General features: G+C 41.5%; 16 protein-coding genes. 5 read left to right on the top strand and 11 right to left on the bottom strand.

Annotated elements, in window-relative coordinates; genetic code table 11:
• Window positions 1-82: 82 nt before the first annotated feature.
• The 3 genes from allB to allC are packed head-to-tail and all read right to left on the bottom strand — an operon-like array spanning window position 83 to window position 4,051.
• A complete protein-coding gene (gene allB / locus LG296_RS02340) occupies window positions 83-1,408 on the bottom strand; it encodes an allantoinase AllB (protein ID WP_404427353.1) in 1,326 nt (441 codons plus the stop codon).
• A gap of 2 nt (window positions 1,409-1,410) precedes the next feature.
• A complete protein-coding gene (locus tag LG296_RS02335) occupies window positions 1,411-2,661 on the bottom strand; it encodes a pyridoxal-phosphate-dependent aminotransferase family protein (protein WP_404427352.1) in 1,251 nt (416 codons plus the stop codon).
• Between the two features lie 13 nt (window positions 2,662-2,674).
• On the bottom strand, window positions 2,675-4,051 hold the full coding sequence (gene allC, locus LG296_RS02330) for an allantoate deiminase (protein WP_404427351.1): 1,377 nt from the start codon (window positions 4,049-4,051) through the stop codon (window positions 2,675-2,677).
• Between the two features lie 126 nt (window positions 4,052-4,177).
• On the opposite strand from allC, the gene LG296_RS02325 reads away from it, so the two are divergent.
• The 5 genes from LG296_RS02325 (at window position 4,178) to LG296_RS02305 (ending at window position 9,656) form a co-directional block, all read left to right on the top strand.
• Window positions 4,178-5,794 carry a PucR family transcriptional regulator gene (locus LG296_RS02325; RefSeq protein ID WP_404427350.1) on the top strand — a complete coding sequence of 539 codons (1,617 nt, stop codon included), beginning with the start codon at window positions 4,178-4,180 and terminating at the stop codon, window positions 5,792-5,794.
• Between the two features lie 144 nt (window positions 5,795-5,938).
• Window positions 5,939-7,264, top strand: a complete 1,326-nt coding sequence (locus LG296_RS02320; RefSeq protein ID WP_404427349.1) for a nucleobase:cation symporter-2 family protein — start codon at window positions 5,939-5,941, stop codon at window positions 7,262-7,264.
• Window positions 7,265-7,266: 2 nt separating this feature from the next.
• Window positions 7,267-7,773, top strand: coding sequence for a 2-oxo-4-hydroxy-4-carboxy-5-ureidoimidazoline decarboxylase (gene uraD, locus LG296_RS02315; protein WP_404427348.1), 507 nt, complete (start codon window positions 7,267-7,269; stop codon window positions 7,771-7,773).
• 19 nt (window positions 7,774-7,792) lie between these two features.
• The gene (gene uraH, locus LG296_RS02310; RefSeq protein ID WP_404427347.1) at window positions 7,793-8,149 is read left to right on the top strand and encodes a hydroxyisourate hydrolase; all 357 of its coding nucleotides are present in this window, start codon (window positions 7,793-7,795) and stop codon (window positions 8,147-8,149) included.
• A 79-nt stretch (window positions 8,150-8,228) separates the two neighbouring features.
• The gene (locus tag LG296_RS02305) at window positions 8,229-9,656 is read left to right on the top strand and encodes an NAD(P)-binding domain-containing protein (protein WP_404427346.1); all 1,428 of its coding nucleotides are present in this window, start codon (window positions 8,229-8,231) and stop codon (window positions 9,654-9,656) included.
• A 323-nt stretch (window positions 9,657-9,979) separates the two neighbouring features.
• On the opposite strand, the gene LG296_RS02300 is transcribed toward LG296_RS02305, so the two are convergent.
• From LG296_RS02300 to LG296_RS02265, 8 genes are all read right to left on the bottom strand, one after another.
• A complete protein-coding gene (locus tag LG296_RS02300) occupies window positions 9,980-10,507 on the bottom strand; it encodes a chromate transporter (RefSeq protein WP_404427956.1) in 528 nt (175 codons plus the stop codon).
• Window positions 10,507-11,106: a chromate transporter gene (locus LG296_RS02295; protein WP_404427345.1), complete on the bottom strand. Its 600-nt coding sequence runs from the start codon at window positions 11,104-11,106 to the stop codon at window positions 10,507-10,509. The genes LG296_RS02300 and LG296_RS02295 overlap by 1 nt, the downstream gene beginning before the upstream one ends.
• Entirely contained in the window at window positions 11,096-12,736 is a 1,641-nt protein-coding gene (ggt, locus tag LG296_RS02290; protein ID WP_404427344.1) for a gamma-glutamyltransferase, read from the bottom strand. The genes LG296_RS02295 and ggt overlap by 11 nt, the downstream gene beginning before the upstream one ends.
• A gap of 25 nt (window positions 12,737-12,761) precedes the next feature.
• The gene (locus tag LG296_RS02285; protein ID WP_404427343.1) at window positions 12,762-13,619 is read right to left on the bottom strand and encodes a fumarylacetoacetate hydrolase family protein; all 858 of its coding nucleotides are present in this window, start codon (window positions 13,617-13,619) and stop codon (window positions 12,762-12,764) included.
• The gene (locus tag LG296_RS02280; RefSeq protein WP_404427342.1) at window positions 13,600-14,772 is read right to left on the bottom strand and encodes an amidase; all 1,173 of its coding nucleotides are present in this window, start codon (window positions 14,770-14,772) and stop codon (window positions 13,600-13,602) included. The genes LG296_RS02285 and LG296_RS02280 overlap by 20 nt, the downstream gene beginning before the upstream one ends.
• Before the next feature lie 214 nt (window positions 14,773-14,986).
• Entirely contained in the window at window positions 14,987-16,030 is a 1,044-nt protein-coding gene (locus LG296_RS02275; RefSeq protein WP_404427341.1) for an ABC transporter substrate-binding protein, read from the bottom strand.
• A 63-nt stretch (window positions 16,031-16,093) separates the two neighbouring features.
• Window positions 16,094-16,954, bottom strand: a complete 861-nt coding sequence (locus tag LG296_RS02270) for an ABC transporter permease (RefSeq protein WP_404427340.1) — start codon at window positions 16,952-16,954, stop codon at window positions 16,094-16,096.
• Entirely contained in the window at window positions 16,955-17,734 is a 780-nt protein-coding gene (locus tag LG296_RS02265; protein WP_404427955.1) for an ABC transporter ATP-binding protein, read from the bottom strand.
• Window positions 17,735-17,736: the final 2 nt, after the last annotated feature.

Here is a 17,736-nt window from a genome sequence, read left to right as displayed (position 1 = left end):
CAATTAACAGGTTCACGCACCCAAAACTTATCCACAAAACTAAAAGCCAATACCGAAACTTCCAGCATTGGCTTCATATACCTTATTTACTATGTGATAGATTTTCACTTTCAGCAAAAACCAGTTTCCCCTTGCAGTATGTTGCTGCAATTTGATAAGGAAATTCGTGATTTTCATATAAAGAGTCCTTGTGCTTTGCTTGTATTGTCTCCTTCGTCACGAGATAAGGTATTTCCTCTACAATGGCAAAATCGGCATCATAGCCTACCTCGATACGGCCTTTCCCCGTTAGTCCAAAGCGAAGAGCCGGTGCTTCTGCTGTTAGCTTAGCTACTTCTGTCAAAGGCAATCCGTTCGCTTTTGCCACTTCTAATGTTGCTAACAAGGTAAATTGACCACCGTTAATTCCTCCCCAGGCTTCAAAGAAATTCCGTTTCTTTAAATCCTTCAATTCAGGAGAGCATGGAGAATGATCGGATGTTATAAAGTCTACTTTGCCTGCTACAACTAGCTCGACCAATTCCTGTTGAACACTTGCTGCTCGCAATGGTGGTGCACATTTCGCATAAACGCCATGGGCATCAAAGGCTTCATCATTAAACAATAAATAATGGGCACAGGTTTCCAATGTGACATTAAGCCCACGCACTTTTGCTTCATCTATGATTCTCACAGCTTCTGGGCTACTAATATGGACAAAATGCAAGGCACATCCAGTAACCTCTGCATAAGCAAGGGCTTGCTGTACAGCTTCAACTTCCGCAATGATTGGACGAGATTCACAGTAATCCTTTGGATCCAGTAAACCGTTTGCGATTTTCTCAGCTGCTAAAAGCTGTGTCATTTCATCGCTTTCTGCATGCAGGGCTAAAATTTTACCTAGACGGCTGATTTCCTTCATTCCGTTTAGTAAAGCGAGATTATCCACAGATTTAAATGGCTCAAATCCAGAGTTTGATATAAAGGCCTTAAATCCAATGACCCCTCGCTCTGCTAGACTTTCTAGCTCGCTTATGTTTTCTGGCACAAGGCCGCCCCAGAATCGATAATCTACTATAGATTTTTCAGCGGATAACTGTACCTTCAATTCTAGAGAAGGTACATCAATTGTCGGAGGGTTACTGTTTAAGGGCATATCAAAATACATTGTTGTCCCACCCGCAGCAAGCATTCTAGAGCCAGTTTCAATCCCTTCCCACTCGACGTTTCCCGGTTCGTTAAAGTGAACATGGGCATCGATTGCACCAGGTAGAACGATTTTCCCCTTTAAATCTACCGTTGGAACGTCCTGACTCAAAATTTCTGTTGCTATTTGAACGATTTTGCCATCCTTCACCGCTATATCGCAAACAGTTGCTTGATGAGGCTCGACTACTATTCCACCCTTTAAAATAATATCCAAATTCATGCTTATGCCTCCTTTACCGGTACATATGAAGGAACATCATAATAATCAAGGGCCGCCTGAACTCCTTCGCCACGTTTCGGTTCAAATCCGTTGCGAATTAACGCTGCCTCTAAAGCCTGCAGCACCTTTAAGATATTTTCTTTTCGACAGCTGTACCCCATTGTTCCGATTCGCCAAATTTTCCCTTGGAGAGGACCGAACGAAGAGGCGATCTCTACACCAAATTGCTCTAGCATCACTTTGCGGATATTCTCGCCATCTACGCCATCTGGAATGACCACACAAGTAACCGGTGTTAGCTTGCAAACTGGATTCCCATAAATCGTAAGCCCCATCGCTTCCAAGCCTTTCATAAGTGCTGCTTCATGATAGCTGTGACGAGCAAAACGCTCTTCCAGCCCTTCTTCTAGCACAAGTCGTAGGCCTTCACGCAGTGCATAAATCATCGATGTGGCCTCTGTATGATGATTCAAACGTCGCGGTCCCCAATAATCTTGAATCATTGCAATATCAAAGTAGTTGCTGCGAATCATGTTCGCTCGTTTACTGCCAAACTCTTCTTCAGTTGCAACCCCGTATTCCACTTTTTTACGCCCTTGAATAACGGCCTCAACCCGGTCATTATACGTAATTGGCGCCATCCCTGCTGGAACTGATAAACATTTCTGTGTCCCCCCAATGATGCCATCTATATACCATTCATCTACCGGGATGCTGATGCCACCAATCGAAGCCACAGCATCGACAATAAGCAGCACATCTTGTTCACGACAGGCCTTACCAAGAATATCTAACCCCTGCATACAACCGGTAGAGGTTTCGCCATGAACGACGGCCACTATTTTAGGTTGGACTTCCTTCATCTTGTCGATAATCACTTGCTGCTCAAACACGCTTCCCCACTCTGTTTCTAAAGTATAGACTTCCGCACCATAGCGTTCACAAATCTCAACAAGCAAATGACCGAAGCGACCGAAAATTGGTACTAGCACTTTATCACCCGGTTCAATGACACTCGCTAGAAGTGCTTCATTGCCTGAGCGGGAAGTTCCATCAATCGGAAAGGCCCATTTATTTTTTGTTTGGAATAGCTCTCGAAGCATTTCCATTACTTCATTCATAATATTAGTAAAGGCTGGGTCAAACTGTCCTAGGATTGGTGTACTCATAGCCTGTAATACACGAGGGTCTACCTCGACTGGACCTGGTGTCATTATTGTTCTTGAAGGCGTTTGTAATTGTTTATAGTTCATCACATTTCACTCCTTAGTATGCTAACTCGTATAAATAATCCATTAAAACAGAGACACCAATTTCTAGCTTGGCGCTATCTGTATATTCGAGTGGTGAATGGCTAATGCCGTTCTTACTTGGAACAAAAAGCATCGTCGTTGGGATATGCTGACCAAAGACTTGTGCATCATGTCCGGCTCCACTCACCATCTGCATATAGGTTAACACCTTTGCAGCGAGCTTTTTTTCCATTTCATTGTGCAATTTGGTGTCTAAAGGAACGGGACTAATATCCGTCCATAGGTCAATTTCAATTGCAATGGCACTTTTAGCTGCCAACTTTTGAAGCAACAGAGCTGCTCGTTGACAAAACGCCTCTAAAACTTCTGATTCATGATGACGTATATCTAAAGTGAAATTTACATTTCCTGCGATCACATTGGGGACATTCGGTTTTGCAATTAACTGACCTGTTGTCACGCGTAAAGTGGGGTATTCTGCTTTCGCAATCGCTGTCAGTTCACTAATACAATTCGCCGCGCACACAAGTGCATCCTTCCTCTCCGTCATTGGCGTTGTACCTGCATGATTGCTTTCACCATTTAACGTAACGGTAAATCGCTTTTGGCCTACTATATGACTGACTAGCCCTAAATCCAGCTGGCTTTTCTCTAATACAGAGCCTTGTTCAATATGGATTTCTATAAAATGCTGGATATCGCTTCGTTTTTTTGTTTTATATGCTAAAAACGGAAAGCCCGCTTCGGTCATTGCTTGCTTAAACGGAATTCCGTCCTTGTCTTTCATACCTTCTACTGTCATCGGTGAATAATCACCGACTATATTTTTGGAGCCCCAATACGTGAGCGGGAATCGGCTGCCTTCCTCTTCACAGAGAGAAACAACTTCAATTGTTTTCTTCGGCTTACCATATAGCTCTACTAATCTTTTGGTAGCTAGATAGCTTGCTAGTATGCCATATGCGCCATCATACTTTCCACCTTGAACTACTGTGTCCACATGTGAGCCAGTTAAAATAACATCCTTTTCCGTTCCTTCTATTCGCCCAAAAAGATTTCCGACATTATCAAAGTAAGTAGTATACCCTGTATCTTCCATTTTTTGTTTTAGTGCGCTTTGTGCCTTTACCCAATTTTTTGAATAGAGTAATCTCGTGACTCCACCTTCGCTTGTTATGCCAAAAGCAGCTAGCCAATCGATTAATCCTTGAATTTCACTCACTTTAATCTGTGCCGTTTGAGCCTCACTCATGTGACACACCACCTTCCCTCCTGAAATTCGTAATCTTGGTTTTTTAACCGTATAAATATCCGAATATTCAACCTTTTTATCAGTATAAAGAAAGAAAAGAAGCCACTTCATCAGCATATTTGTTAAAAAAAATCTCATTTTTAGTTAATGTGAACAAAAATCGGTCCTTTGCCTCTTTTTTATGTAACTTTTTATAACACACTATTATTTCTATTGATTTTATGTTAGATTTTGTAACATATAGCGAAAAAGGAGGGTTTGTTTGTGAACATTCTACAAATGCTTTCTCAAAAAGAATTAGCCCCTATTACATTAGTAGCCGGGGAAAAAAGTAGAGGTCGGGAAATCAGTTCCATTACAATGATGGATGCACCGGACATCATTCCATATCTGCGCAAAAACGAACTGATCATCACGACTGCCTATCACCTACAGAATAATCATGCTTTCTTTCAGGAGCTTATACGCGAAATGGCTTCAAAGGGGTGTGCTGGTTTCGGCATTAAAAAGAATCGCTTTTTACACGAAATCCCTCAAGATATTTTGCTGCTAGCAGATCAACTACATTTACCTTTCATCGAGCTACCCGAGCATCTATCACTAGGGCAAATCAATTTTTTAATGACCGAAAAGATATTACAAAGTGAAGCTTCTTTATTAACTCATGCCATGGATATCCATCGACAATTTACACTACTTATATTGAACGGCCAAGGTATCCCGAGACTTGTACGCCAGTTGACATCCTTAATAGGGAGAGAGGTTCAGCTAATCAGCCCATTTTTACGACCGATGTATTCTGCTCAGCAATACATTCCCGAGCTGGCATCGATTCACAAAATGATGCGAAATGATATCAGACATACCCCATCAAATAAAGCATGGACCTTTTCATTAATCGCTGACCGCCAAGCAATTTCTTTGTATCCAATCAACATTAACTCTGAGAAGAATTGCTATTTAATGATTAAAGGCTCGATAGATGAGCAAGATATCCTCTCCCGTTTAACGATTGAGCAGGCCATTAACGTATTATCCTTTGCCATAATGCAGGAACAAGCACTCCTTCAGCAAAAACGCAATATTCGCAATCAGCATTTCCGCGATTTGCTGGAGCAGGAGGGCCACTCACCTATCGCCTTAAAAGCATTGTCACAAGAGCTTTCATTACCTTATCAGCAAGGATATCTTTGCATTATCGGGCACGTAACGACAAAAACAGCTTCTTACTCATACCAACCAAATTTCGTCATCGAGCAAATTCATAAATATTGCGAGGAAGCCCTTCAAACAAGTCGGATTCCTATACACGCCTTCACACAAAATAACGAGTTAATCTTTTTATACGAATTGCACGACCCAAACTCAGACTATACATTATTTTTAACCGAGCTATTCACTGAATTAGAGGCTTCCATTTACCAGTATTTCGATCTTCATATGATGTTCGGTGTCAGCAATCAAACTCATAACTTCTCCGAGATACAACGTGCTTATAAAGAAGCACAAAGCACAGTGCTAACAATAAGAAATCGCAGGAAATTAATTTCCTTTTATAAGAAAAAAGAAATCAATGAGCTATTACAAATGATTCCACAAACAGATTTAATGAATTATCACCGCATGGTATTTAAAGCTTTTTCCTCTCTTCCAGACGAAGAGCAGAAGGTACTTTTTGAAACCTTAAACGAGTTTTTAGAATGCCATTGCCAAATTTCAGAAACAGCAAAGCGACTTTATGTACATCGAAATACAGTGATATATCGGATTGAAAAATGCAGCAGTCTTCTACAGAAGGATTTAAAGGATCCAGAAGTGACCCTTCAGCTTCGCTTAGCACTTCGCATCCAAAATCATCTGCTAATCGAACAATACGCTTAAATTTGCATTCAGTTATAGTAGCTAAAACTTTATAGCTTAATTAGCCAAATTATCCAAAGACAATTAACTGAATATTTTTTATTATGTAATAAATCGTAACATTAATAGTCAGAAAAAGTTACAGATGGATTTGGAGGGAAACATATGATTGAACAGATAAGCAAACCAAAAGCCGCCTCTCTCGGTTTACAGCATGTCTTAGCTATGTATGCCGGAGCCATGCTCGTTCCAATTTTAGTGGGTGGTGCAATCGGGTTAAATTCTACGCAGCTCGCTTATTTAATCGCCATCGATTTAGTGACCTGCGGAATTGCTACCCTATTGCAAATGTGGAAAAACCGCTTCTTCGGGATTGGCCTACCAGTTGTTCTTGGTTCCTCTTTCGTTGCTGTAACACCGATGATTGCAATCGGAACAAAATACGGTATGACTGCTATCTACGGAGCAATTATTGCCACTGGATTGTTTCTCATCCTTTTCGCGAAATATTTTAGCAACATATTAAAGTTTTTCCCTCCAGTCGTTACAGGCACAGTTGTGATGATTATCGGTTTATCCCTTATTCCCACTGGCGTTAAAAATATGGCTGGTGGTGCAAGTAGCGCAGACTTTGGATCGAGTGAAAATTTGATTTTTTCGATTTTGACGCTGTTTATTATTTTACTAGTTCAGTATTTTGGAAGAGGCTATGTTAAATCCCTTGCTGTACTGTTCGGGATAATCGTAGGTACTGTTGCTTATGGCTTTATGAATCCGATTGATTTCTCAACAGTAGGAGATGCTTCTTGGTTCCACTTACCCGCTCCCTTCTATTTTGGGATACCAACCTTTGAAATTGTTCCTGTTATTACAATGATTATCGTTGGGATTGTCGTGATGATTGAGTCAACTGGTGTATTTTTGGCACTCAGCGATATTACAAAACAAAAGATTACTCCAAAGGATATGGAACGAGGCTATCGAGCAGAGGGTATTGCATTTTTATTAGGCGGAATTTTCAACGCATTCCCTTATAACACTTTCGCTCAAAACGTAGGGCTTGTTCAAATGTCTGGCGTTAAATCTAAAAATGTAACGGTTGCTGCAGGAATTATTTTGATTGTTCTCGGCTTAATTCCTAAAATCGCTGCTCTTGCAACGCTAATTCCTACAGCTGTTTTAGGCGGCGCAACGGTTGTGATGTTCGGAATGATCGTTTCTTCTGGCATTAAAATGCTTAGTAAAGTTGATTTTACGGATCAAAACAATTCACTTGTCATAGCCTGCTCAGTTTCCCTTGGATTGGGGGCAACAGTGGTACCAGAGCTTTTCTCTAGCCTCCCAGCTGCATTAAAAATGCTTGTTGGAGACGGTTTAATCACAGGAAGCTTAACTGCCATTATGATGAATCTTGTTTTAAATTTTAAGCGTTCAAAAAAAGAAAAAGTTCAAGTACCCGAGACAACTCTCATCTCTCAAGGAGGGAATTAAAGATGACTAACGAAAAGATTAACGTCTATAGCAACGAGGAATTTGTAGAGGTTTTTGGGGAAATTTTCGAGCATTCACCCTGGATTGCTCAAAAGGCTGTTGCGAAAAGGCCGTTTAATACATTTGAAGAAGCATTTGAAATAATGCGAGCAATCGTGGCAGAAGCAAGCTACGATCAGCAGCTCACATTAATTTTAGAGCACCCGGAGCTTGGCAAACGCATCAAAATGAGCGAGGCATCTGTCCGCGAACAAAACGGGGCCGGTTTGGATTCTTTATCGCCCGAGGAATTTGAGGATTTCTCAGTTACCAATAAAGCCTATATGGCAAAGTTTGAGTTCCCCTTCATTATTGCCGTTGCTGGTAAAGATAAAAACGACATTTTACATGCCATGAAGGAAAGATTAAACAACTCCCGAGAAACGGAATTTGAAACCGCTCTGCGAGAAATCTATAAAATTGCAAGACTACGATTTAACGCGATACTTGCAAATATGACTAGCAACTAAATATCTAGGAGGAAAAGAGATGCCCTCATTATCAACACATGTCTTAGATTTACACCACGGAACCCCTGCTCAAAATGTAAAAATCGAGGTATTTTTTCAATTGGAAAATGAAGCAATGGAGCTCATTAAAACGGTGACAACAAATGCAGACGGCCGCTGCGATGAGCAAATCGTTAAAAACGAAGACTGGAGACAAGGAACCTATGAGCTAGTCTTTCACGTAGCAGATTTCTATCAAGCAAAAGGCGTTACACTCCCTACCCCGAACTTTTTAACAACGGTGCCTGTTCGATTTAGCATGATGGAAACTGGTGGTCATTATCATGTCCCATTATTGGTAACACCATGGGGTTATCAGGTTTACAGAGGTAGCTAATTCCCTTTTACATTGTTGTTCAATCGTTAGAATCAAAACTATAAGAAATCATTACATATAGATAAAGGAGATGTGCTCAATGAGTTTAGAAGCGTTAAATGAGCAAGTAAAAAAGGACCTTTCTTATATCGCCCATCCAGTTTCCACTGTAGATTGGGTCAAGCCGATTTCGCATCCTGAAGGGCATGTATATGAGGCGGTTGTGATTGGCGGCGGTCAAAGCGGCTTAAGTACAGCATTCGGCTTAAAACGAGAACGCATTACGAATATTACCGTTTTAGATGAAAACCCCGCAGGCATCGAAGGTCCTTGGATTACTTATGCACGAATGGTTACATTACGGACTCCAAAACACTTACCTTCTATCGATTTGGGTATCCCCTCTTTAACCTTCCAATCTTGGTGGATTGCACAGCACGGCCAAGAAGCTTGGGACCAGCTCGATAAAATCCCTCGTGATGAATGGATGAACTACTTAAAATGGTACCGAGAAGTATTAGAATTACCTGTACAAAATGAAGTGAAGGTCGATCTAATCGAACCGCTTGGGGATGGAGTACACCGCCTTCAGATTTCAGGCAATGGCGCAAAATCAAATTCTCTTCTCGCTCGCAAAGTCGTATTAGCAACAGGGATTCAAGGGGGCGGCGAATGGCATGTTCCTGATTTCATAATAAACAACTTACCAAAATCACTTTATGCCCACACCTCAGAGGCAATCGATTTCCATGCTTTAAAAGGAAAACGAGTTGGCATTCTAGGCGGCGGTGCTTCTGCTTTTGACAATGCGAACTTCGCCTTATCGAGCGGCGTAAAGGAAGTCCATTCGTTCATTCGACGCAAAGAAATGGTTCGCGTAAACCCTATGCGAATTCTAGAGCAATCTGGCATTATCGAACGCTACCATTCCTTAAATGACGAAGAGAAATACGCAGCCATGCTCCATTTCTTCAAATTCAATCAACCACCAACTAACGATACATTCAATCGTGCCAATGCTTGGGAGGGCTTCCATGTGCACCTCGACTCTCCTTGGTTAGAGGTTAGCGCTTCAGAAGAAGGTGCAGTAGTTCGCACGCCGCACGATACATTTACGTTTGATTACTTGATCATTAGTACAGGATTAATAACCGATCCTAGTTTGCGTCCAGAATTAAAACAGATTGAGCAATTTATTACTCGTTGGGGGGACGTATATAAGGCAAACCCGGATATTGCCAATCCAGTAATCGATGCACACCCTTATCTATCTAAAAGCTTTGCCTTTGTTCCAAATTCCGAAGAAGGCAAAGCCGCTCTCTACGGGTTATTTGCCTTTAACTATTCAGCTCTAATCAGCTGCGGCGTCTCAGCATCAGCCTTATCTGGCATTCGCTACGCAGTTCCAAAGCTAGTGACCGCCATCGCTGACGAGCTCTTCTTAGACGACAAAGCAACCATCTTAAAGAATTACTTCGAATACGATGCAATTGAATTTACAGGCAATCCAAAGATTCCAACTAAATAATCTGCGGATTTCTAATATGACAAACCCCGAGCAGCTTCCCCTCTCTTTGTTGCTCGGGGCTTTTATTGGTTTGAGTTTGGTGGGTATGTTGTTTAGGTGCGAGTTTATACGCTTTACTTGCGACTTTTCCCTCTTTACGTACGACTCGCCCTTTTACTTGCGAGTTCGCATATCTTACTTGCGACTTCCCTCTCAATACTTGTGACTTTCACTACTTTACTTGCGACTCACCCGTATCCGTCCAACTCTCACACCCAAAGCCACACAAAAAAGCCGCTAACTCATTCCATCCTCAGAACAAGTTAACGACCTAAACTTAATTTTTATAAGAAAAATCCACCAACTACTAACCCAGCCATGATCACAAATGCTGGGTGAATTTTGAATCTCTCCAGCGAAAAATATGCAGCGACCATCAGCACTACAGTTATTAGTAAGCCAATCGCATTGTAAGATGTGTTGAAGAAATCAAATGTCATATCAGCTAATAATATTGCTATTGCTGGTAAAACGAAGCTAGATAAACGTTTTACACGAGGCGAATTCCGATAGCGATACAGGATATTCAATAAAATGAGCATCAGTACTAATGATGGTCCAACTGTTGCAAGTAATGCCACAATCGCTCCTGGTACACCTGCCACCTCATAGCCAATAAAGCCCGCCATTTTTGTTGCAATCGGACCAGGTAAAGCATTCCCTAACGCTAATACTTCACTAAATTCACTCGTTGTCATCCAACCGTAGTTATCAACGACCTCATGTTCTATTAGCGGAATCGAAGATGGACCTCCGCCATATCCGAGAATCCCTGGGAAAAAGAATGCTAGAAATAGCTTAAGATAAATGATCATTTATCTGCCCCCTCCTTTTTAATGGGAAGAGCTAAGGCTAATATCAATAAAACCGCAATCACGATTCCTGGATGAATGCCTAATAGAATCATCGCTACAAAGGATGCAGCTAATATAATTGAACCAATTTTCCAGCCCAACGATTTCTTGGATTTCTTTAAAAAATCCCATGTTAATACCCCGAGCATAACTGCAACGACTGGCACCACACCATTCGTCATTCCTTTTACAAAATCAAAATCCTTAAATTCATTCAAGGACGCAAGAAGAATAATCATCAATACAACTGTCGGTAACACCGTTGCAACTAAGGCAGTCACCAGCCCTAGCCACCCTCCAACTCGATAGCCAATATACCCCGCCATTTTCGTTGCGATTGGCCCGGGTAATGTGTTCCCGATGGAGAGCACATCCGAAAAGTCTTCGTCGTTCATCATTTCGAAAATGTCTACTACTTCTTTTTTTACTAACGGAATGGTAGAAGGCCCCCCACCAAAACCTAAAATACCCGATCGGAAGAAGGCGATGAAAATAGCTCGTTGCTTTCCCCAAAACTCCCTCTCTCCAAAGGGTACCGATATTTTTTTAGTAACCAATTGCCACTCCATCTCCTCTTGGGTCCGCACCGCCAAATTTCACATTCGTTTCTTCGTCAATGAAAATTGCCCCCGCATGCCCCATTGTATCCGTAAAATCCTCTAATACTTCAAGCTCATGACCTAAACCAGCAAGCTCATCTCGCACACCTTCATTAATACGATTTTCTACCTTTAAGCTATTGGAGGAAGCTCCCCACGTACGGCCATACAACCATCTCGGCGCTTCAATTGCTTCCTGCATGGACATACCGTAGTCAACAATACGCGTCACAAGGGCAGCCTGGGTTTGCGGCTGACCTTCTCCACCCATCGTTCCATATACTAAAGCTGGTTTCCCGCTCTTTAATAGCATTGCAGGATTCAATGTGTGGAAGCTACGCTTGCGCGGTGCAAGGGCATTTACATGATTTTCGTCTAGAGAGAAGAAGCTCCCTCGATTTTGAAGAACAATCCCCGTCCCCTCTGGAATAAAACCAGAACCAAACTCATGATAAATACTTTGAATGAAAGAAACCGCATTTCCGTATTCATCCACTACACCAAACCACACCGTATCGCCCTTCGCATCTAGAAGCTGCAATTCTTTCGCAAGACGGCTTTCTTTTATTTTCTCAGCTATCTCCAATCCATGTTGCTCGCTCAACAGTTCATCTAAAGGAATTTGCACAAAGGCAGGGTCCGTTAAATAGCGATCACGGTCGACAAAGGCATGTTTAATGGCCTCTACAAGTACATGATAATAAGTTGAAGATCCCTCTTCTAAATGCTGCAAATCTATGTGATTTAAAATATTTAAAATAGATAAAGAGGCCATCCCTTGTGTATTTGGCGGTAAATTGTAGGCTGTGTAATCCCGATACTTTACAGAAATCGGCTCTACCCAATCACTTATATGGGTTTTAAAATCTTCTACAGTTAGTATACCACCATGCTTTTGCAGGTCGGCTACAATTTTTTCAGTCAATTCACTGTTATAAAGATACTCGGCACCATTTTCAGCGATCAGCTTTAACGCTTGCGCTAAATCCTCCTGCTTCATAATTTCGCCAGCTTTGTATGGCTTACCATCCTTTAAGAAGACCCGTGTAAATTCCTCGAAACGCTGCAAAGCTCGGAACTCAGTATCACTTTCATCCAAATTCACCGTTGTCCAATGCTCCTGACTTGGCGTAACCGGAAAACCTTCTTCTGCATAGCCAATTGCTGACTCTAGTAAACTCTCCCAAGATAAAGAACCTTCCATTTCAGCTTGGGCATAGTTATAGGCCTCGCCCCAGCCAGCAACCGCACCTGGAACAGTGTTCGCAGCAAGCGCTCCACGCGAAGGAATTTTCTCAAAGCCTTTCGACCGATAACACTCAATTGTTGCCTTCTCTCCAGAACGACCACTCGAATTAATGGCCTTTAGCTCCGTCGACTTTGCATTGTAAATCAACCAAAAGTTGTCTCCACCGATGCCATTCATATGTGGGTAAACCACCCCAATTGTAGATGCTGCCGCAATCGCAGCCTCTATCGCATTGCCACCTTTTTGCAAAACTGAAAGTGCAGCTTGAGATGCTAGATAATGCGGAGTCGTTACCATTCCTTTTGTTGACATTGTTGTAGCTCGGTATTGCTTTACCATATGAACCATCCCCCTTTTTAATCCCCTATAAAACTCGATTCTTCAAATCTAGCAAACCAGCTATCGTGCACCCAGCTTCATCCCCGCTATGCAATACAAACGAACCAGGAGTCCCCGTCATAATTAAATCTCCCGGCTGTAAAATAACAAATTGTGAAATATAAGAAACGATAAATTCCGGAGTATACATCATGTTACTAACAGAGTTTTCAGCACTAACTTCTCCGTTATGTACGCTTTGTACAATAAGCTCTATTAAGCTTTCATCTCCATCTAATAGCTTAATCTGCGGTCCAAAGCTAAAGAATGATTTAAACACCTTAGAAATTTGAACGAATCTTGGGTTTTGCGCATGAATATCCTTAGCCGTTAAATCCAAGGAAGTCGTATAGCCACTAACATAAGACATTGCTTCTTCAGGACTCACCTCATGACACGTCTTCCCAATGATTAAGCACAGCTCCCCTTCAGCCGTAACAATATTTGAAAACTTTGGTAGCTCAATTAATTCATTCATCCCGATTAAGCTCGATGTAGGCTTCATAAAACACACTGGTGCATCTTCAATTTGCGTTGCCTCTAAATCGATCGCCTTCTCCACATAGTTCATCCCAACTCCGAAAATATGCTGCGGATTACGATAGGGAGCTACAAAGGAGAGCTCTTCGCTTCCAAGCTTGGGAATTTCAATCCAATCTGTTTCCACAAGACCTGCTACAGCTTGTTTTAATGCTGCTACAGCACCCAGCTCAACTAGACCCTCCATCGTTAAAGGAAGCACCATTCCAGTATGCTCATTTATATTTTTAATGAGGACAGCCCCCTTTTCCAAAAGCAAAACCGGCTGCTCACTATTTTCATAGTTAATGGTTGCTAGATTCATGGCTGTTTCCTCCAAAAAACTGACGTACAAATTTAAGCAACGAACGATCTTGACCCTTGCTAGCAATAAAGGACAGACCTATGGCCATACCATCCTCTCTAAAAACTGGTACTGTTACTTGCGGTAAGCCTGCAATTCCCGCAATGCACGTTAATTGCATGGTCATGGCACGAATTGATTCAACTGATTCAGCAGGTGCATTTTTTACAGGAGCAACAGAGGCGGCAGTAGGAAGGACTAGCACGCCAGTATCCTTTAATAATTGATTCATAAATTCAGCAATTTCATACTTGTAACTAACTGCATTTTGATACCCTGAAGCATCAAGCTTACTCGCATCTTTAAATCGTCCATCAATCGCCTGCGAAAAGGTAGGATTTGTTTCCCGAATCCACTCCCCATGTGCCCTCCAAGCCTCAACACCCTGTATATATTTAAATATTTGAGGCCATTTAGTTAACTCCTTTATATCAAAATTAACATTTTCAATCAGAAGCTCCTTTGGTACTGCCGATAGCAATACCTCTCGATCCTCTTGGGCAAGCAGGCTCCACGTTGCTTCTTCCATGAAAAACCTGCTAAATTCGCTCAATTCCGTTTCTGGCAGTAGCACTTCTCCAACCGCTTCAAGGGTTTCGATATCCTTCGCCATCCAACCCACCGTATCAAAGCTTGGCGCTAGTGGTATGACCCCTTCTAAAGAAACCACATCATGAGTTGGCCTTATACCAAACAAGCCACAATAGGATGAAGGAACGCGAACAGATCCCCCAGTATCCGTACCCAATGCAAAGCTTACTAATCCGTTTGCCACAGCAGAAGCTGAGCCACTTGATGAACCACCTGGAATACAATTAGGATTCACCAGGTTAACAGGCGTGCCATAATGTATATTTTCCCCATTCAAGCTATACATGAGCTCATCCGTATGAGTCATCCCTTGTAGAGCTGCTCCATTTTTCAGTAGTTGCTCAATACACGGCGCCGTTGATTCCGAGGCTTCATGAGTTTCAAGCCAGGTAGGATTTCCCGCACTATTCCGATGCCCCTTTACGGCAAATACGTCCTTTACCGCGAAGGTCATTCCACTTAATCTCCCCTCACTTTTTGCTGGCAAAGTCAATGTCCCATCAAAAAACGCATTATTCTCCACAAAACCCCTCCTATCCTGTCGATAATCTTTTTATCAGTATAAAAAAATAAATATCTCGCTTCATCGGTAGAATTACCAAATATCCCAAAACGTTTTAGTTAAATTATATAAAAATTCCATCAATTCAGTTATTTTACCTAAAAGGTTACCCGACAACCCAGTAAATGTAAAGAGGCGCCCGCTATTTAACGGTACGCCTCTTACTCATAAATTATTATTCTGGTAAATAATCATTCGTGAAGATCTCATTTGCATCAAAGACTTCATCTAACAATTTCAAGTCGTTTAATTGTTGAATTAATGTTGCCCAACGCTCTTCTGTCATGTAACCAACACCATTTTCAGCAGCATCCATACCATAAACAAAATCAGCCTGTGATTCTGCTTCGAATTTTAAAGATTCTATTTCAATATCTGGATTGTCTTGTTGGATGATTTTATTAATCTCTTCATAAGAATCCTCGTACAAGTTCCAGCCTTCAACAAACGCCTTTGTAAAAGCACGTACTGTTTCTTCATTTTCCTCTAAGTAATCCTTTGTAACGTACAACACAACATTGTATGGATCGTAGCCCGCTTCAGCAATCAACTTCGTTTCTACTTCCACACCCTCTAGTTCCATGAAGTATGGCTCAGAAGTTAAGAAGGCTTGTGTTACTGCTTCTTCATCTGGAATGAAGTTCACATGTTGACCTGTGTAAGCTAATTCTTCTACTCCACTTAAATCATATTGCGTTTTTAAGTATTCCCAATACGTGATACCTGGTTGAATATAAACTTTACGACCGTTTAAATCCTCGAAGTCCTCAATTCCATGCCCTTTATGGAACATGAATGCTTGCGGACTACCCTGCATCGCAGTAGCAACTGCCACTAACTCAATTCCTTGATTACGCGCCACAACAATTTGGTCAGCGTGAGCTAAGCCGAATTCTGCATTTCCTGAAGCAACCATGTTGATAGAGGATACTTGAGGTCCACCTGGTTCAATTGTTAGATTCAATCCGTTTTCTTCAAACAAACCATTTTCTTGTGCCGCATATACTCCACCATGCTGAGCCTTTGCGAACCAGTTTAGGACAAGCTTTACATCCTTCACCTCAGTAGTCTCTTCACTCACTTCTTCTGTTGTACTAGAGCTAGATTCCGTTTCAGTTCCCGCAGATTCACCACCTGTTTCTGTTTCACTGCAAGCAGCTAGAATTACAAACAGTGCCATCATCATAACTAGAAAAGTTAAGGTTTTTAATGATTTCATTTTGCTTCTCTCCTTCTGAACAATCTCTTTTATTGTAAGTTTGTAAAACTAGGAAGTTCGTTTTTATTTCTCAACCTTCATCGCCGATTCATGCCAAGATTTCAGCACCAGGCGACTTACCATACTTACTATTAAGTAGAAAACGATACCGAATAGTGCACCTGCAATCGCACAAGCGAATAGGTAAGGTGTTTTCAACTGGACAGCGGCTACTGTAATAGCGTAGCCAAGTCCACCCTTTCCTCCGCCAATTCCGGCAATGTATTCACCAGTGATAGAACCGATAATCGCTAAAGTACAGGAAACCTTTAGCCCTGACATGATAATTGGCATGGCGGCTGGAATTCTTAGCTTGACCATCGTTTGCCATTTGCTCGCATTGTACAATTTGAACAAATCGCTCATATTTTTATCGACAGAGTTTAAGCCCATTAATGTATTTGAAACAATTGGGAAAAAACCAATTAAGAATGAAATAATCACTATCGAGTTGAAGCCTGAACCAAACCAAATCACAATGATTGGAGCGATAGCGACAATAGGAATTGTTTGTAAAATTACCGCATAAGGGTAAAGGCTAATCTCTAGCACTCTCGAGCTTGCCAATAATACTGAAATTCCAATCCCTACTACCGCACTTAAAATAAATCCAATTACCGATTCGAAAATCGTAATTTGCATCGCCGGCCATAATAAATGCCAATCCTTAATGGCCGCAGCTACGATATCAGTAGGTTTAGGGAGAATAAAAGGCTTGATGTCTAATAGGGTCGGGATGAATTGCCATAAGGATAGGAAAATCACGAGTGCTAAAATAGGCCCTAAATACTTAAGGTTAAACTTTTGTTTACCCTTCATGACTTTGAGTTTACTAGACTCATTAACTAATTCATCAGCATTCGTAGATACCGTTTTAACAGTCATTTAAACCAGCTCCTTTCGACCCATGCTATGTTCAAGACTTTGAGACGCAGCATCCACATACTCTGTGAATTTCGCCGTAGTTCTTTCCCTGGAATACGGCAAATCAACATCGATTAAATTAGATAATCTTCCTGGACGAGCAGACATCACTGCAATTCGAGAGGATAAGTAAACCGCTTCATAAACGTTATGGGTAACAAATAATACCGTCATCTTATCGCGTTCCCAAATGTTCAATAAATCCATTTGCAAGGTTTGCCTCGTCATTTCATCCAAAGCCGCAAATGGCTCATCCATAAGTAAAAGCTTTGGTTTGGCAGCAAGTGCTCGAGCGATCGAAACACGCATTCTCATCCCACCTGAAAGTTCGCGAGGAAAGGATTTTAAATGATCTTTCAAACCCACTTTTTCCAATACACTGATTGCCATTTCTTTTCGACGCTTTTTATCTGAACCTCTTAATTCAAGAGGAAGCAATACGTTATCTAGCACCGTTCGCCAAGGAAGCAAGTTGGCATCCTGGAAAACAAACGCGACATCATTTGAAGTTTCAATAATATCTTTCGGATTTTTCCCAAAGACCTCAACCGTCCCTCGTGTAGCTTCACCTAAACCAGCAACCATCCTTAGTGCCGTTGACTTCCCACACCCAGAAGGACCTAAAAAACTTATAAACTCTCCTTCTTTAATCGATAAATTCAACTGATTCAAAGCAACAGTTCCCGTATTATAGACCTTATCTACCCCTTGAAACAAAACGACCTCTTTTTCAATTACCATCA

Source organism: Ureibacillus chungkukjangi (assembly GCF_044795995.1).
Lineage (GTDB): Bacteria > Bacillota > Bacilli > Bacillales_A > Planococcaceae > Ureibacillus > Ureibacillus chungkukjangi.
This window is presented reverse-complemented; position numbering and strand designations above follow the sequence as displayed.

What these genes read in the sequence shown, in the direction of transcription:
- allB (WP_404427353.1), bottom strand. Translation starts at nt 1,408, where the DNA reads ATGAATTTGGATATTATTTTAAAGGGTGGAATAGTAGTCGAGCCTCAT.
- LG296_RS02335 (WP_404427352.1), bottom strand. Translation starts at nt 2,661, where the DNA reads ATGAACTATAAACAATTACAAACGCCTTCAAGAACAATAATGACACCA.
- allC (WP_404427351.1), bottom strand. Translation starts at nt 4,051, where the DNA reads ATGAGATTTTTTTTAACAAATATGCTGATGAAGTGGCTTCTTTTCTTT.
- LG296_RS02320 (WP_404427349.1), top strand. Translation starts at nt 5,939, where the DNA reads ATGATTGAACAGATAAGCAAACCAAAAGCCGCCTCTCTCGGTTTACAG.
- uraD (WP_404427348.1), top strand. Translation starts at nt 7,267, where the DNA reads ATGACTAACGAAAAGATTAACGTCTATAGCAACGAGGAATTTGTAGAG.
- uraH (WP_404427347.1), top strand. Translation starts at nt 7,793, where the DNA reads ATGCCCTCATTATCAACACATGTCTTAGATTTACACCACGGAACCCCT.
- LG296_RS02305 (WP_404427346.1), top strand. Translation starts at nt 8,229, where the DNA reads ATGAGTTTAGAAGCGTTAAATGAGCAAGTAAAAAAGGACCTTTCTTAT.
- ggt (WP_404427344.1), bottom strand. Translation starts at nt 12,736, where the DNA reads ATGGTAAAGCAATACCGAGCTACAACAATGTCAACAAAAGGAATGGTA.
- LG296_RS02285 (WP_404427343.1), bottom strand. Translation starts at nt 13,619, where the DNA reads ATGAATCTAGCAACCATTAACTATGAAAATAGTGAGCAGCCGGTTTTG.
- LG296_RS02275 (WP_404427341.1), bottom strand. Translation starts at nt 16,030, where the DNA reads ATGAAATCATTAAAAACCTTAACTTTTCTAGTTATGATGATGGCACTG.
- LG296_RS02270 (WP_404427340.1), bottom strand. Translation starts at nt 16,954, where the DNA reads ATGACTGTTAAAACGGTATCTACGAATGCTGATGAATTAGTTAATGAG.
- LG296_RS02265 (WP_404427955.1), bottom strand. Translation starts at nt 17,734, where the DNA reads ATGGTAATTGAAAAAGAGGTCGTTTTGTTTCAAGGGGTAGATAAGGTC.